We start from the raw sequence: 14838 nt of genomic DNA on the forward strand, positions 1-14838 counted from the left end.
CGAGGATGCGCCTGAAAACCGTGTCCGTGGTGATCGCCGCGGCTTTGACCCTGAGCGCCTGCACCGCTGATAGTGACGCTGCGAAGAATGCCGTCGCCGTCGGGGGGACCTTCCAATTCCACTCCCCGGGCGGCCAGGTAGAGATCTTCTACCCGGAGTCCGAGCGCGCCCCGCTGCCCACCTTCACTGGTGCCTCCCTGACGGAGGAGGGCCAAGAGATCAGCCTCGACGATTACGCCGGGGAAGTCGTGGTCCTCAACGCGTGGGGGCAGTGGTGCGCACCGTGCCGTTCCGAGGCCGATGATTTGCAGATCGCCCACGAGGAGCTGCAGAAGGTGGGCGGCACCGTCCTGGGCATCAACGTGCGCGATTACAACCAGACGATCGCGCAGGACTTCCTCACCGACAACGGCCTGACCTACCCGTCGATCTATGACCCGCCGTTTAGGACCGCCGCTGTCCTCGGTGGCGTACCGGCCTCAGTCATCCCGACGACGATTGTGTTGGATAAGCAGCATCGCCCGGCGGCCGTCTTCCTCCGGGAGGTCACCTCCAGCGACATTCTCGATGTCGCGCTACCCCTGGCCCAGGAGGCCTAATGGTGGAGGTTGTACTGGCCCAGGGAGTGGGACAACAATTTGCCGACGCCGCCGCCTCCGGCCCACTGTTGTTGGGCATCCTCGCCGCCGCAGCGGCGGGATTGGTGTCGTTCGCCTCCCCCTGCGTCGTCCCCCTCGTGCCGGGGTACATGTCGTACCTGGCGGGCATCGTCGGCGGTGAGATGACCATGGACAGCAAGCATGGGCCGGTCGTCGCTAAGAAAAGGCAATGGGCGGTGGCCAGTGCCGCATTGTTGTTCATCCTCGGCTTCACCGTGGTGTTCGTCCTGGCCACGGTCACGGTGTTCGGGGCGATCAGCGCGCTGACGCTCAACGCCGAGACCCTCATGCGGGTCGGCGGAGTCATCACCATCCTCATGGGGATCGTGTTCATGGGAATGGTGCCCATGCTCCAGCGCGATACCCGCATGGCCCCGAAACGCTGGACCACCTGGCTCGGGGCCCCACTCCTCGGCGGAGTCTTCGCCCTCGGCTGGACCCCGTGCCTCGGGCCGACGCTGGCCGCCATCATCTCGGTATCCGCCGGTACGCAAGGCATGACCGCGGCCCGAGGAGTCATCCTCATCGTCGGCTACTGCCTCGGATTGGGATTGCCCTTCCTGCTCGTGGCGCTGGGCTCAGCCCGAGCGATGCGCACCGTCGGATGGATGAGCAAGCACTCCCGCGCCATCCAGATCACCGGCGGAGTGCTCATGATCCTCGTCGGCCTGGCCCTGGTCACCGGCGCCTGGGCGGAGTTCATCAACTGGGTGCGACAGTGGACCGTGGAGTACGGTGCAACCTTGATCTAGCCGGATGGCGGATCAACAATCAATCTAGGAATGGAACACAACCCGATGCGGATCGTAGTCACCTACCTCAACAAGGCCTGGCACTGGCTCACCAGCATGCGCACCGCCCTCGTCTTGCTGTTCCTCCTGGCCATCGCCGCCATCCCCGGCGCCCTGCTGCCGCAGCGCAGCCTCAACGAAGAAAACGTCACCGAGTACATCGCCAACAATGGCCGTCTCGCTGAGATCTACGACAAACTACAGCTTTTCGACGTCTTCTCCTCCGTCTGGTTCGTCGCCATCTTCGTCCTCCTCACCATCTCCCTCGTCGGCTGCATCCTTCCGCGCACCTGGGATCATTGGAAAGCAATGAACACCCCGCCCACCCGGGCGCCGAAAAACCTTCACCGCCTGCCACTGCACGCCACCGGTGTTTCCGACAAGCCCCTCGACGAGGTGGCCACCGATGCCCGCCGCCTGTTAAAGAAGTGGCACGTTTCGGAGTACCAGCCGTCGGAGGACCGGGCGGGCGCCTTCTCCCTCGCCGCCGAACGAGGCTACGGCCGGGAGGTAGCCAACCTCCTCTTCCACCTCGGGTTGGTGGGCATGCTCATCACCATCGCCGCCGGCCGCCTGGTCTACTACGAAGGCCAGGTCATCGTCGTGACCGAGTCCGGCAACTATGAGACCCCGGAGATCACCCAAAACACGGAGTTCTGCAACACCTCCACCGCTAACTTCGACTCCTTCCGCGCCGGGGCGCTGTTCGACGGCACCGGGCTCACCACCTTCTGCTTCGACGCCCACGACTTCTCCGCGGACTACCTCCCCAACGGCCAGGCCGAGATGTTCACCTCGAACATTTCCTGGGCGGCCGGGGATGACATCCTCACGCCGAAGGACCAGTGGGAGGACTACCAGCTCAAGGTCAACCACCCGCTGCGCATCGAGGGTGACCGCATCTACCTCCAAGGCCACGGCTACGCCCCGAGCTTCACCGTCACCTGGCCGGACGGCGAATCCCGCACCCAGACCATCCAGTGGCGCCCCGACGATCCGACCTTCTTCCTCTCCTCCGGCGTCATGCGTTTCGATCCCCCCGCCGGCATGTACCCCGACCTCTATGAGCGCCGCCAGAACCAAATCGCCATCCAGGGCCTGTTTGCCCCCACGGCGCAGTGGGATGGCGAACAAGGCGAGCTGCTCACCTCCCAGTACCCGGCGATGCGCGACCCGGCCGTGGCCATCGACATCTACCGCGGCGATGCCGGCCTGGATACCGGCCGCGCCCAGTCCATCTTCAGCCTCGACCCCTCGCTCATGCACTCCGGTCAGCTGCAAAAAATCGAAAGAGTCAACCTCAGCCAGGGCGATTCCGTCACCCTCGATGACGGCACCGTGGTCACCTTCGACGGCGCCAGCGAATTCGCCAACTACCAAATCTCCCGCGACCCCTTCCAACCGTGGGTGCTGGTCACCGCAACAATCATGTTGGCCTCCCTCGTTGGGTCCCTGGTGATCAAGCGCCGCCGCATCTGGGTGCGCCTGCGCCCGGCTGACGATGGCACCACGCTCGTCGAGCTCGGTGGCCTCGCCCGGACCGACCGCGCCGGATGGGGCAGCGAGTTCGAGGCGATCCACCGGGAGCTCCTCGGCCTGCCCGATCCCGACGAGTTGGACGACGAAGATGGGCTGTACGATGACCGCGATTAATCCCCGCTGATCTCATCCATCAAAAGTTGGAAGCGGCCGGTAGCGTGGGGTAGCCTCACAAAGGTATCTGCCTAGCTCCACCGACTGTGAGGGTGTTTAAGAGTCCATGCCTGTCAATCAGACTCTCGCCAGTTTTTCCGACACCGCGTTCATCACGGCGCTCATCATCTACCTGGCCGCCCTCGTGCTGTCCATGGTCTACTACGTCAAGATGCTCGGGGTCGTTGACGCCCGCCGGGCACTGAGTGATGTCGAATCCAAGCAGCTGGTCACCGTCGGTGCGGGGAGCTCGGACTCCGCCGAGGAAAGCGCCGAGGTTGCTACTGAGGCCATCACCGAGGACGAGCTCCATCGCCGCGAAGCCTCCGCCAACAAGTGGGGCGGCATGACCCAATCTCTCGTGTGGCTCGGCGTCGTGGTCCACGTGGCCTCCGCGGTCATGCGCGGTCTGGCCACCGATCGTTTCCCCTTCGGCAACCTTTACGAGTACGTCCTCGTCATCACCGGCTTCACCATGGTCGGCGCCGCCATCGTTATCCAACGCAAAGAATGGCGCATCGTCTGGCCCTGGCTGCTGGTCCCGGTCTTGGCCCTCATGTTCTTCGGCGGCACCAAGCTCTACTCCGACGCTGCCCCCGTCGTGCCAGCCCTCCAGTCCTTCTGGTTCCCGATCCACGTGTCCACCGTCTCCATCGGCGCCTCGATCGGCATGCTCTCCGGCATCGCCTCCCTGCTGTACCTGCTGCGCATTTGGCAGCCGCGTGGCCAAGAACGTGGATTCTTCGGCGCCCTGGCTAAGCCACTCCCCAGCGCCAAGAAGCTCGACGCCCTGGCCTACAAGTCCGCCATCTTCACCCTCCCCATCTTCGGACTTGGTGTCGTCCTCGGCGCGATCTGGGCCGAAGCCGCCTGGGGTCGGTTCTGGGGCTGGGACCCCAAGGAAACGGTCTCCTTCATCACCTGGATCCTCTACGCCGCCTACCTCCATGCCCGCGCTACGGCCGGTTGGCGCGACTACAAGGCCGCTTGGATCAACATCCTGGCCCTGGCCACGATGATCTTCAACCTTTTCTTCATCAACATGGTGGTCTCTGGCCTGCACTCTTACGCCGGGCTGAATTAGGCCAGGTCAGGACAGGTAAGCGGTAGCAACCAGCACGCTGCCCGGCGCGGATCTAGGTCCGAAATCCCGCAAATATTCCGCAGGCGCTTGCTCGTTGGTGGGCTGAGGCTCTGGAGTGGGCGTTGGTCTATGACACACCTGAGGAGGCAGTCATCCTCCCGCCCCACGTGAGCGAAGAGCCGGTCGAGGATGTGGCCATCTGGCGGGAGCGAGCCCAGGCCTGGGTGTTTGTGCCCGTCCCAGAGCCCAAGGCCGTCAAGAATCGTCTTCACCTCGATCTTGCGGCGCACGTCTCGCAGGATCGGGAGGCGGAGATTGATCGGCTGCTTCGGTTGGGGGCCACGCGGGTCAATGTTGGTCAGGACGAAGAGGCCGTGACGTGGACGGTGCTGGCGGACCCGGAGGGAAATGAGTTCTGTGTTCTTTCCTCGCGTGATCGTTAACATGGCCCTATGACTGATTTCCGCGTCAAGAGAATCTACGAAGCCCCCAGCGCCGACGACGGGTTACGCGTGTTGGTGGATCGGTTGTGGCCGCGGGGGATGTCCAAGGTGCGGGCCCATCTGGTTCTATGGGAGAAGGAGCTGACTCCCTCAAGCGAACTACGGTCGTCTTTTCATCATGGGGAGATCACCTATGAGGAGTTTGCTCATCGTTATCGGCAGGAGCTCAAGGCGTCCCACGCTGCGGAGAATTTCGTCGCTGGCCTCAGCGCCGCAACCGTGACACTGTTGACCGCCGTGTCGGACGAGGAGCACAGCCACATCCCGGTTTTGTTGGCGGCCCTAGAGGCGGCCAGCAGTACGGCTACATAGAACGCCCTAGAACTTTTCAGGCAAAAACTAGTAGAGCGGTCTACGCTCGGAGGTATCAAAGGTCTCCACGTTGTGTGGCGAATCTTCGCTGGCCATCAGCTCGTCGAAGCATGTCTACCTCTAAGGAGGAGCGAATGACTGGAAAATCCGTCCCCCGGAAGAAGATTGGCAAGCCTGCGGGCGATGACCCGGAACTCATCGCCCTGGGTGCCGTTCTGGCGGAGAAGCGACGTGCTTCGGGTCGGCTCCAGCAGGAAGTGGCCAAGTCGGCTGGGGTATCGCGGTCGACCCTGCACACGATTGAGCACGGCGGCGCGGGCGTCCGCTGGGAGATTGTGTCCGCCGTGGCGCACGCTCTTGGTCTGCGCCTCACCTTCGTTGACAATGGCGCTGTCAACGGCCAGCCAACGTCCAATTAGTCCAGGCTATTTTTCTCCCGAGTTGTCGCTGGGTTCATCGCTGCTGTCGCTGTCCGGCTTGGGGTCGGGTGAATCGTCCTCGTGCTCGAGGTAGCGTTCCCGGGCGCGCTTCATCCGCTCTTCTTCCTCTTTGGAGGCGGCCTCTTGGGCGCGGCGGCGTTTGAAGCGGTTTTTCTCGATGTTCCACAAGAACTCTTCGTCATCGTCCGGGCCCTTGATCTGGCGGGGCGGCGCGGCGACTTGGTTGCGGTTCCAGGTGGAGGGTCGGAAGGCCCGCCACACCAAAATGACAGCGGCAACGATGAGCAGGAGCAGTAGTAGACGTCCCATGAGTTCCTCCTTCTTTGTTCTCCACTCTACGGTGCCACGACAGTTGGCTGCCTGCCGCCCCAGGATCGTTGAGTAAGCTCATGGGTGTGACTGACCAGGACAACTCGAACCAGCCTCCAGCCCTCGACCCGGAGGTTTCGCGCCGCGCCAATATGGCCCTGCTTAAGTACGGTGGGGCGCGCTTGTTGCTGTTTTTGGGCCTCACGGTGCTCATTCAGCTGGCGGCGGTGGCGATTGATGCCCCGGTGCCGCTCATGATGTCGGCGTTGTTGGCGTTGTTGGTGGCGTTCCCGCTGTCCATGCTCGTGTTCAAGAATCTGCGCATTGAGGCGACGGCGTCGGTGGCGGCGCGGTCGCAGGAGCGGAAGGCTCGGAAGGAGTGGGTGAAGCGGGAGCTCGAATCCCGCTAGCGCCCGAAGAGTAGCGCGATGGCCAGCATCACGGGCAAGGACCCGAAGGTGGTGAGGAAGACGGTGTCGCGCGCCATGATCATTCCGCGTTGGTAGGTTGCCGCGTAGTTGTAGACGTTCTGGGCGGTCGGTAGCGCGGCGAGGATGACGGCGGCGTAGAGCTGCGTGTCATCCAGCCCGAGGCCAAGTCCGATGAGCCAGGCGAGCACGGGCATCCCTAAGAGCTTGAGGCTCGTAGCCACGACGGTGCCCGGTCGATCCGCCGGTGATGCCAGGGGTGCCGTATTGCGCAGGGAGGCACCGAAGCTGATGAGGATCATGGGGATGGATGCCCCGCCGAGGATCACCAGGGGAGTCATCACCGGGGTTGGGATGTTGATGTCCGCCACCGCCACGATGAGGCCCAGCAGGGAACCGAGCACGATGGGGGAGAGCAGCGCCGAGCGCATCGACGCCCCGATCTTTGCCGCTAAGGATCGGCCGCCGGCATCCGCGGACCCCAGCCCGGCGAGCACGAACGGGGTAAACACCACCATCTGCAGCACCAACACCGGCACCACGTAGGTCGCCTCCCCGAGGACGTACACGCTCACGGGCAGGCCGATGTTGACGGAATTAAAATAGCTTGCCGACGCCGCGCCCATCGTCGTCGTCGGCACATCCTGCCGGAAGAACGCCGCTGAAGCGGCGAGATAGACGGCGGATGTCGCGAGCGTCGATAAGCCGATGACCGCAATGACCGGTGACACCAGTGTCGATGCATCGGAGTTGGCCACCGAGGTGAACAGCAGCGCCGGGGAGGCGGCGTAGAACGCCACCCGATTGAGCACCAGGCGCTCCCGGTCGTCCTTGATCACGCCGAAGCGCGCGAGCAGCATGCCGGTGGCAATGACCGCCAGGATGATGGCGAAGCCCGTGATCACGCCCGTCATTAGGAATTCAAAGCCAGGACGACGGCGGTGATGACGGCCCACATGAGCATGGCCTGGCCGGTGGTTTTGATGAGCGGAATGAGCTCCATTCCGCGCGCCCCGCGCAGCGCGAGGACAACTCCGCTCAGCGCCAGAGGGAGGGCGAGGATGGCCAGGAGGAGGGGAAGCAGTTCCGCGGCCATGACCAGGGACATGACAAACGGGGTGAGGGCCAACGCGGAGTAAAGGTAGCGGGTTGTTCGATCACCGAGGCGCACCGCCAGGGTGATCTTTCCGGACGCCGTATCGGTGGGGATATCGCGCAGGTTGTTGGCCAGGTTCACGGAGGAGGAGATCGCCCCAATGGATATCGCGCAAGCCAGGCCGATCCAGCTCACGGAGCCGGATTGGGTGTACTCGGTGCCCAGCACAGCGACCAGGCCGAAGAAGATGAACACCGCCACCTCGCCGAGACCCTGGTAGCCGTAGGGGTTTTTCCCACCGGTGTAAAACCACGCTCCCGCGATGCAGAGCGCGCCAACGAGGATGAGCCACCAGGCGCTGGACAGCGATAGCGCGATGCCGGCCACGCCCGCGACGCCGAAGGCGAGGAACGCGGCCATCTTGACGTGCTGCGGCTTCGCCAGGCGCCCACCCGTGAGGCGGGTCGGCCCGGTCCGGTCCTCATCGGTGCCGCGGATGCCGTCGGAATAGTCGTTGGCGTAGTTGACGCCCACGATGAGCGCCCACGCCACGATGAGCGCCAGGGAGGCTCGCCACCACGAAAAACCACCGGCGTAGGCTGCAGCACCCGAGCCCACGATGACGGGGGCGAAGGCGTTGGGCCAGGTGTGCGGGCGGGCGGCCTGCCACCAATCCCGCGGCGTGGCTGTTGGCGAGGAATGATCTTCGAGCATGCGCCCCATTGTCCTTCATGGGCCGAGCTTTTCCTATCCGGGTGCCTGGGCTCGGCAGGCGCAGGGGCCGCTCCGGACGTAGGGTTGGGACCAGTCTGAGCACCGAAGTAGAAGGGTTGAGCGCAGGGATGTGGTTGACGTACGTGTTGGGCCAGGTGGTGAGCTTCCTGTTCACCCTGCTGCGGATGATCCCGTTGACGTGGCGTAATCGCTTTTCTCGGGATCCCATTCCCCACAGCGGAGACGTCGTTATCTCCCTGACGTCGCATGGGGATCGCCTGAAGCGCGCGCACTTCACGGTGGAATCCATTGCCCGCGGCGATGCCCGGGCGCCGATCGTGTTGTGGTTGGACCAGGGGGACTTCGACAAAGAGCTGCCCGCTGGCCTGAAACGGCTGGTCAGGCGGGGCTTGCAGGTGCGGTGTTCGGATGGCAATTACGGGCCGCACACCAAGTATTGGAATCAGTTCCGCGCGGTCGCTGGCACCACCACCCGCGTGGTCACCGTCGATGACGACATGATCTACCCGGAGTGGTTCCTCCAGCGACTGTTGTTTATCGGCGAGCTGCGCAACGATGTGGTCATCGCCTATCGCGCGCATCGCATCGAGCTTCGGCACGGTCGCCTGCTGCCCTACGTTAAGTGGAGCGCCGCCGATACCAGCCGGGCGTCTTTCCTCCACTTCGCCACGGGTGTCTCCGGCGTGCTCTACCCCAGCTCCTACATTTCCTACGTCGTTGAGCAGGGGGATCAGTTCCAGCAGCTCACGCCCCGCGCCGATGATGTGTGGTTGCATGTGTGCGCGCTGCGCTCAGGCCACCCCATCCGGCAGGTCTATGCGCATCCCCGCAACTTTGCGGTCGTGCCCAGCACGCAGGGCGGCGCGCTCGTCATCGGCAATACCCTCATGGGCGGCAACGATGAGCAGATCGCCCGGGTGTACACGCCCGAGGACATCGCCCGGTTGGTGGCTGCCTCGGCGGAAGAGGATTAAAACAGCTTTTCGACGCCCCGCCGGTCCACCTTCCCCGGCCCCGCCAGCGGCAGGTCCGCAACATGCCGAAGTTCCTTCGGCACCTGCCAGCGGGGCAGGTCATCCAGCCCCTCAAGGACCTCGGCCACCGTCGCCGTCCCGGAGTATGCCGCCACGATGGCCTGCCCCAGGCGGGGGTGCGGGACCCCGACGACACAGGCCCCCGACACCCCGGGGATCCGCAGCATCGCCTGCTCCAGCACCTCCGGGTGGAGTTTTAAACCACCGGAATCGATGACGGTGTCGAGGCGACCGGTGACGGTGAGCCGGCCGTCGATAAGCATCCCAGTATCGGAGGTGGCGAACCAGCCCTCCTCCGCGAATGCCGGGTGCTGCGGGTGATTGCGGTAGCCGCGGGCGATCGTCGGCCCGCCGAGGTGGATTCGACCCTGCGTGACGCGGACCTGCGCGCCGGGCAGCGGGCGGCCATCGTAGACGCAACCGCCCGAGGTCTCCGAGGAGCCATACGTGGTCACCAGCGTGATCTGCATGTCGGCCGCCGCCTTCGCCAACTGCGGGTTGAGCGGCGCACCGCCGATGAGGATTGCGTCGAAGACCCGCAGTGCCTCGATGCCCTGCAGAGAATCCATCGCCTTGGCCAGCTGCAGGGGAGTGAGCGCCGTGTAGGCCCGTCCCCGCACCTGAGCGGCCGCCCGGGCGAAGCCGCCGATGTGGAACCCGGTGCTCAGATCTACACAAATGGGATCCCACCCGGCGACGAGCGAACGCATCAGCACCTGCAGACCCGCGATGTGGTGGGCCGGCATCGCCAACATCCACTGGCCCTCACCGCCCAAGAATTGGTGCGTGGCATCGGCGCTGGCCACGAGGTTGAGGGGGCTAAGCTGCGCGCCCTTCGGGGTGCCCGTCGACCCGGACGTGGCCACCACCACGGCGATGTCCGGGGAAATGGGGCGGCCCGCCCGCTGCGAATCCTGGAGCAGCGCGGCCCGAGCCGGATCATCGGCGGGCACCGGCAAAAGGGTGCGCTGCCCGGCGATAGCCGCCTCCAGCGACGGCAGAATGGCGCGGGGGTCGCGCGGATCGACGACGAGGGGTTCCAGGCGGTGGGTCACGTGCGTTGATACTAGCGGGAAACCTGTGACCACCTGGGCAGGGACATCTCTGACATCTCCGAAATCTCCTCAGTCATCGGCCTACAATGAGATCGGCGCGATCCCAGGGCCGGTGCTGGTTCAGGAAGGGGATCTCCTCAGCCATCCACTCGTCCCAGAAGCGTTCGGCCTCCTCCCGGGTGCCGTTGACACCGCTGTCGACATCTCGCGCCAGGCCGCGCTCGCGGGCGACATCCAGGTCGACGTCCACCCAGATGAGCGCGTCGACGTACTCGGCGGCCTCGAGGCGGCCTGCCCCGGTGCCCTCGACGATGAGCAGTTGAGTATCTGCCGGGACCTCGATCGACCCTGCCCTGTCCATAGTTACCCATCCCGGTGGGCGGTAGGACACCGCGTGGCCGGCGCGGTAGGGGATAAGGATGGCGTCGATAAGCAGGTCAGCCCAGTCGAAGAATGAGTGGTGCCAGGCGAGATCATCGGTGCCCACCACGCATGCCGCGCCATGTTTGGTGGCCAGCTGACGGGCCAGCGTGGTCTTGCCGCTGGCCCCGTGGCCGTCAATCGCTAGCACGGCGCGGGGAGGGAGGGATAGACGGGTCAGCATCAGTAATAGAAGGGGAACTGGTCCCAGTCCGGGTCGCGCTTGTGCAGGAAAGCCTCCTTGCCCTCGACGGCCTCGTCGGTCATGTACGCCAAGCGGGTGGCCTCACCCGCGAACACCTGCTGGCCCATGAGACCATCGTCGGTGAGGTTGAAGGCGAACTTGAGCATGCGCTGCGCTGTCGGGGACTTGCCGTTGATCTCCCGCGCGACCTGGATGGCCTCCTTCTCCAGGTCAGCATGATCGGCGACGATGTTGACCGCGCCCATCCGCTGCATCGTCTCCGCATCGTAGGTCCGGCCGAGGAAGAAGATCTCCCGCGCGAACTTCTGGCCTACCTGCTTGGCGAGGTAGGCGGAGCCATAACCGGCATCGAAAGACCCCACATCGGCATCAGTCTGCTTGAAGCGGGCCTCCTGGCGGGACGCGATGGTGAGATCACAAATCACATGCAGCGAATGCCCGCCACCGGCCGCCCACCCATTAACCACGGCGATGACCACCTTCGGCATCGTGCGGATGAGCCGCTGCACCTCAAGGATGTGCAGCCGCCCACCCTCCACCTTCGTGCGGGCCTCATCGACGGTATCGGCCGTCTCCCCGGATGCGTACCGGTACCCCGACCGGCCCCGAATCCGCTGGTCACCCCCCGAACAAAACGCCCACCCGCCGTCCTTCACGCTCGGCCCATTGCCGGTGATGAGCACCACGCCCACATCCGGAGTCCGCCTCGCGTGATCGAGCGTGCGGTAGAGCTCATCCACCGTGTGCGGCCGGAACGCATTGCGCACCTCAGGCCGATCGAAAGCGATCCGCACGATGCCATCTTTGCGTTCCCCGCCCACGTGCCGGTGATACGTAATGTCGCTTAAGTCCTCGAAGCCCTCGAGGGGCTCCCACTGCGCGGCGTCGAAAGGATTGTCTGTGCTGTAAGCCATGCCCCTAGCCTACGGCCCGTCCACCTACTCTTAAGCCATGCACATCGATGACATCCTCGACCGCGCCCACGTCGTCGCCCTGCCCATGGCAGTGCGATTCCGCGGGGTAGACACTCGGGAAGCACTGCTTATCGACGGCCCCGCAGGCTGGGGCGAGTTCGCCCCCTTCCTCGACTACGGCCCCCAAGAGTCCGCCGCGTGGCTGCGCGCCGGGCTGGAAGCCGCCTACGACGGCTTCCCCGCGCCCGTGCGCTCGTCGGTGGAAGTCAACGCAACCATCCCCGCGGTGCCGGCCGGGGAGGTGGCGGCGGTGCTCGAACGCTTCCCCGGCTGCCGCGTGGTCAAGGTCAAAGTTGCCGAGCCCGGGCAGACGCTGGCTGATGATGTCGCCCGCGTGGCCGCCGTCCGCGACGCCCGGCCCGGCGCCGTCATCCGCGTCGACGCCAACCGCGGCTGGAGCGTGACCCAAGCCATCGAGGCCGCCCGAGCACTTGGCCCCCTCGACTACCTCGAACAACCCTGCGCCACGGTGGAAGAACTCGCCCAGGTGCGCCGCGAACTCATGCGCTCCGGGATCTTCGCCCGCGTCGCCGCCGACGAATCCATCCGCCGCGCCGACGACCCCTACCGCGTGGCCTCGCTGCAGGCTGCGGACGTCGCGGTGGTGAAAGTCGCTCCGCTCGGCGGAGTGCGCCGGGTGCTCGACCTGGCTCGAGATCTGCGCGCCCGACACATGGACATCACCGTCGCCTCCGCCCTCGACACCGCCGTGGGCATGAACGCTGGCCTAGCAGCCGTCGCCGCGCTACCCCTCCTCAACGACGACGATGAGATGGACGTCCCACCCGCCGCCGCCGGCCTGGCCACCCAACAACTCTTCGTCGAGGACGTCGCCCCACCCCGCTCCATCATCGACGGCCACCTGTCCGTCGCCCTCGTCCACCCTGACAACGACCGCCTGGCAGCCTTGGCAGTCCCTGTGACCCGCCGCGACTGGTGGTTCGAGCACCTCCGGGAGGCTCACCAGTACCTGTAACCTGGCCGCATGACTCCGCGCAACCCCGACGACGAGACCCGCTACCTGGGCCCCACCGGCTCCTCCCCTCGGCCGGAGCGACCGCGCCAGTACTTCCCCGGCGAGAACGATCCGGAGTACCGCTACGAGCCACCTGCTCCACCTGTTCCTCCTGCACCGTTGGTCGAGGAGAAACAATCGGGCGGCTTCTCCATGCTCCTGGGCATCCTCTTCGGCATCGCCGTCCTCGCCGCCGTGGCGTTTTTCTTCCTGTGGCGCTCCGCAGCCGGAAACCTCGCCGAGGAGCGCGCCACCGTCCCCACCACCCCGCCACCGGTGACGGTGACCAGCGTGGTCACCCAGACTCAAACGTCCACCGTCACGGAAACCTCACGCGTGCTGCCCACCGCCATCCCCTCCCAGCTCCCCGACATCGGCGGCTGGCTCGATTCGCTCACCGGCGGGGAGGCCGAGCCAGCGCCCGCTCAGTAGACTTGACCACCATGTCGATCAATCCTCCGTCCATGGAACTGGCCCAGCGGGTCGCAGAGCAACTATCCCGTCACCTCAGTGACGTGGTGATCTGCCCCGGATCGAGGAACTCCCCGCTCAGCCTGGCCCTGCTAGCGCGCCCGGACATCAGGGTCCACGTCCGTCTGGACGAGCGCTCGGCCGCGTTCCTGGCGCTCGGGATGGCCCGAGTGCAGGGACGTCACGTCGGCGTGGTCATGACCTCCGGGACCGCCGTGGCCAACGCTCTGCCCGCGATGATCGAAGCCCACTACGCCCACGTCCCGCTCGCGGTGATCAGTGCCGATCGCCCCCGCCGCCTCCAGGGGACCGGGGCGAGCCAGACCATCGACCAGGTCGGCCTCTTCGGTGTCTATGCTCCGACCGTCACCGTCGCGCAGGGCGAGGACGTCCCCGAGATCGCTTCGGCCTTTACCTCGCAGGGCCAGGTCCACCTCAACGTCGAGCTGGACAATCCATTGGTGGGCGAGCAGCTCCCCGAGCCCGCCCAGAGCCGCACCCTGCACCGCGCCCCATTGCCCTCCCCGGTTAACCACGGGGAGGTGGCGGTGGACCTCAGCCGGAACACGCTCGTCATCGCTGGCGATGAGGCCTGGGCCGTCGACGGACTCGAGGACATCCCCACCTTTGCCGAGCCGACCGCCCCCGCCCCCTACCGCCCCATCCACCCGCTCGCGGCCGCCATCTTCCGCAAGACCCAGGTCAGCGCCAACGACTACGTCGTGCAGACCAAGCCCGAGCAAGTCATCGTGGTGGGTCACCCGACCATGCACCGCGATGTGTTGGCGCTGATGAGCGACCCGGACATCGAGCTCATCACCTTGAGCCGCACCCCGGATTTCACCGATCCGCGCCCCACTTCCCGGCGCGGCACCACCGTGAAGGCCTCCGGCCAACCCAGCAAGCAGTGGTTGAAGATCTGCGAGGCCGCCTCCGATCTCGCCGCCGACGCCGTCCGCACCGCGCTGGAGGACCCCGAGCACGGCTTCACGGGGCTGCACGCGGCCGCCGCCGTCGCTGACACGCTCGGCACCGATGACTACCTGCTGCTCGGCGCGTCCAACCCGGTCCGCGATGCGTCCTTCGTGGGCCTGCCCTTCGACGGGGTCACCACCTACGCCCCCCGTGGCGCCGCCGGCATCGACGGCACCGTCTCCCAAGCCATCGGCGTCGCCCTGGCCACACAGGCCGCCCACCCCGATGAGCCCCGCGCCCCCCGCACCATCGCCCTGATCGGCGACGTCACCTTTCTTCACGACGTCGGCGGTCTCCTCATCGGCCCCAACGAGCCGCACCCGGAAAACCTCACCATCGTCGTGGCCAACGACGATGGCGGCGGCATCTTCGAAACCTTGGAAATCGGCGCTGAGCCGTTCCGCGCCTCCTTTGAACGTGCCTTCGGTACGCCCCACGGGGCGTCGATAAGCGATCTGTGCGCCGGTTACGGCGTCAACCACCAGCTGGCCACCACCACCCAAGAGCTTATCGACGCCCTCCTGGACACCACCGACACCCCCGCCGGGTTGAGCGTCATCGAGGCCCGCACCACGCGCGCCTCCCGGCGCGCCCTGCACGCCGCGCTCCAGGTCGGACTGTGAGGGCCACCCTTCGCCGA

Annotated in this window: 18 protein-coding genes; 12 read left to right on the plus strand and 6 right to left on the minus strand. The window is 65.7% G+C overall.

From position 1 onward, the window contains the following. The first annotated feature begins 5 nt into the window (after positions 1–5). The 7 genes from CTEST_RS01690 (at position 6) to CTEST_RS01720 (ending at position 5460) form a co-directional block, all read left to right on the plus strand. Positions 6–599, plus strand: a complete 594-nt coding sequence (locus CTEST_RS01690) for a TlpA family protein disulfide reductase (protein ID WP_047252263.1) — start codon at positions 6–8, stop codon at positions 597–599. Then, a complete protein-coding gene (locus CTEST_RS01695; protein WP_047252264.1) occupies positions 599–1411 on the plus strand; it encodes a cytochrome c biogenesis CcdA family protein in 813 nt (270 codons plus the stop codon). Before CTEST_RS01690 ends, CTEST_RS01695 begins: the two co-directional genes overlap by 1 nt. Before the next feature lie 45 nt (positions 1412–1456). Continuing rightward, the gene (locus CTEST_RS01700) at positions 1457–3103 is read left to right on the plus strand and encodes a cytochrome c biogenesis protein ResB (RefSeq protein WP_047252265.1); all 1647 of its coding nucleotides are present in this window, start codon (positions 1457–1459) and stop codon (positions 3101–3103) included. Between the two features lie 106 nt (positions 3104–3209). Beyond that, positions 3210–4226, plus strand: coding sequence for a c-type cytochrome biogenesis protein CcsB (ccsB, locus tag CTEST_RS01705; RefSeq protein ID WP_047252266.1), 1017 nt, complete (start codon positions 3210–3212; stop codon positions 4224–4226). 74 nt (positions 4227–4300) lie between these two features. Beyond that, entirely contained in the window at positions 4301–4669 is a 369-nt protein-coding gene (locus CTEST_RS01710) for a VOC family protein (RefSeq protein ID WP_047252267.1), read from the plus strand. A gap of 9 nt (positions 4670–4678) precedes the next feature. Further along, a complete protein-coding gene (locus tag CTEST_RS01715) occupies positions 4679–5041 on the plus strand; it encodes a DUF488 domain-containing protein (protein ID WP_047252268.1) in 363 nt (120 codons plus the stop codon). A gap of 134 nt (positions 5042–5175) precedes the next feature. Next, entirely contained in the window at positions 5176–5460 is a 285-nt protein-coding gene (locus CTEST_RS01720; protein ID WP_047252269.1) for a helix-turn-helix domain-containing protein, read from the plus strand. A gap of 6 nt (positions 5461–5466) precedes the next feature. On the opposite strand, the gene CTEST_RS01725 is transcribed toward CTEST_RS01720, so the two are convergent. After that, the gene (locus CTEST_RS01725; RefSeq protein WP_047252270.1) at positions 5467–5790 is read right to left on the minus strand and encodes a hypothetical protein; all 324 of its coding nucleotides are present in this window, start codon (positions 5788–5790) and stop codon (positions 5467–5469) included. Positions 5791–5942: 152 nt separating this feature from the next. On the opposite strand from CTEST_RS01725, the gene CTEST_RS01730 reads away from it, so the two are divergent. Continuing rightward, on the plus strand, positions 5943–6200 hold the full coding sequence (locus CTEST_RS01730) for a DUF4229 domain-containing protein (RefSeq protein WP_236686157.1): 258 nt from the start codon (positions 5943–5945) through the stop codon (positions 6198–6200). Here CTEST_RS01730 and CTEST_RS01735 read toward each other — a convergent pair. Both CTEST_RS01735 and CTEST_RS01740 read right to left on the minus strand, forming a co-directional pair. Beyond that, the gene (locus tag CTEST_RS01735; RefSeq protein ID WP_047252272.1) at positions 6197–7132 is read right to left on the minus strand and encodes an AEC family transporter; all 936 of its coding nucleotides are present in this window, start codon (positions 7130–7132) and stop codon (positions 6197–6199) included. The two genes, CTEST_RS01730 and CTEST_RS01735, sit on opposite strands and share 4 nt — an antisense overlap. Next, positions 7132–8037 carry a 1,4-dihydroxy-2-naphthoate polyprenyltransferase gene (locus CTEST_RS01740; protein WP_083985390.1) on the minus strand — a complete coding sequence of 302 codons (906 nt, stop codon included), beginning with the start codon at positions 8035–8037 and terminating at the stop codon, positions 7132–7134. Before CTEST_RS01740 ends, CTEST_RS01735 begins: the two co-directional genes overlap by 1 nt. Before the next feature lie 119 nt (positions 8038–8156). On the opposite strand from CTEST_RS01740, the gene CTEST_RS01745 reads away from it, so the two are divergent. Then, positions 8157–9023 carry a hypothetical protein gene (locus CTEST_RS01745; protein WP_047252274.1) on the plus strand — a complete coding sequence of 289 codons (867 nt, stop codon included), beginning with the start codon at positions 8157–8159 and terminating at the stop codon, positions 9021–9023. On the opposite strand, the gene menE is transcribed toward CTEST_RS01745, so the two are convergent. The 3 genes from menE to CTEST_RS01760 all read right to left on the minus strand — a co-directional run bounded on the left by menE (position 9020) and on the right by CTEST_RS01760 (position 11677). After that, positions 9020–10138, minus strand: coding sequence for an o-succinylbenzoate--CoA ligase (gene menE / locus CTEST_RS01750; RefSeq protein WP_083985391.1), 1119 nt, complete (start codon positions 10136–10138; stop codon positions 9020–9022). The two genes, CTEST_RS01745 and menE, sit on opposite strands and share 4 nt — an antisense overlap. A 73-nt stretch (positions 10139–10211) precedes the next feature. After that, positions 10212–10742: a uridine kinase family protein gene (locus CTEST_RS01755; protein ID WP_047252276.1), complete on the minus strand. Its 531-nt coding sequence runs from the start codon at positions 10740–10742 to the stop codon at positions 10212–10214. Next, the gene (locus tag CTEST_RS01760; RefSeq protein WP_047252277.1) at positions 10742–11677 is read right to left on the minus strand and encodes a 1,4-dihydroxy-2-naphthoyl-CoA synthase; all 936 of its coding nucleotides are present in this window, start codon (positions 11675–11677) and stop codon (positions 10742–10744) included. Before CTEST_RS01760 ends, CTEST_RS01755 begins: the two co-directional genes overlap by 1 nt. A gap of 37 nt (positions 11678–11714) precedes the next feature. Between CTEST_RS01760 and CTEST_RS01765 the strand changes: the two genes are divergently transcribed. From CTEST_RS01765 to menD, 3 genes are read left to right on the plus strand one after another with little or no spacing between them, the layout of a single operon-like run. Continuing rightward, positions 11715–12713, plus strand: a complete 999-nt coding sequence (locus tag CTEST_RS01765; RefSeq protein ID WP_047252278.1) for an o-succinylbenzoate synthase — start codon at positions 11715–11717, stop codon at positions 12711–12713. A gap of 9 nt (positions 12714–12722) precedes the next feature. Next, positions 12723–13184 (plus strand): hypothetical protein, encoded by a 462-nt coding sequence (locus CTEST_RS12990; RefSeq protein WP_052844266.1) that lies wholly within the window; start codon positions 12723–12725, stop codon positions 13182–13184. Positions 13185–13195: 11 nt separating this feature from the next. Further along, a complete protein-coding gene (menD, locus tag CTEST_RS01775) occupies positions 13196–14821 on the plus strand; it encodes a 2-succinyl-5-enolpyruvyl-6-hydroxy-3-cyclohexene-1-carboxylic-acid synthase (RefSeq protein ID WP_047254148.1) in 1626 nt (541 codons plus the stop codon). Positions 14822–14838: the final 17 nt, after the last annotated feature.

Source organism: Corynebacterium testudinoris, assembly GCF_001021045.1.
Taxonomy (GTDB): domain Bacteria; phylum Actinomycetota; class Actinomycetes; order Mycobacteriales; family Mycobacteriaceae; genus Corynebacterium; species Corynebacterium testudinoris.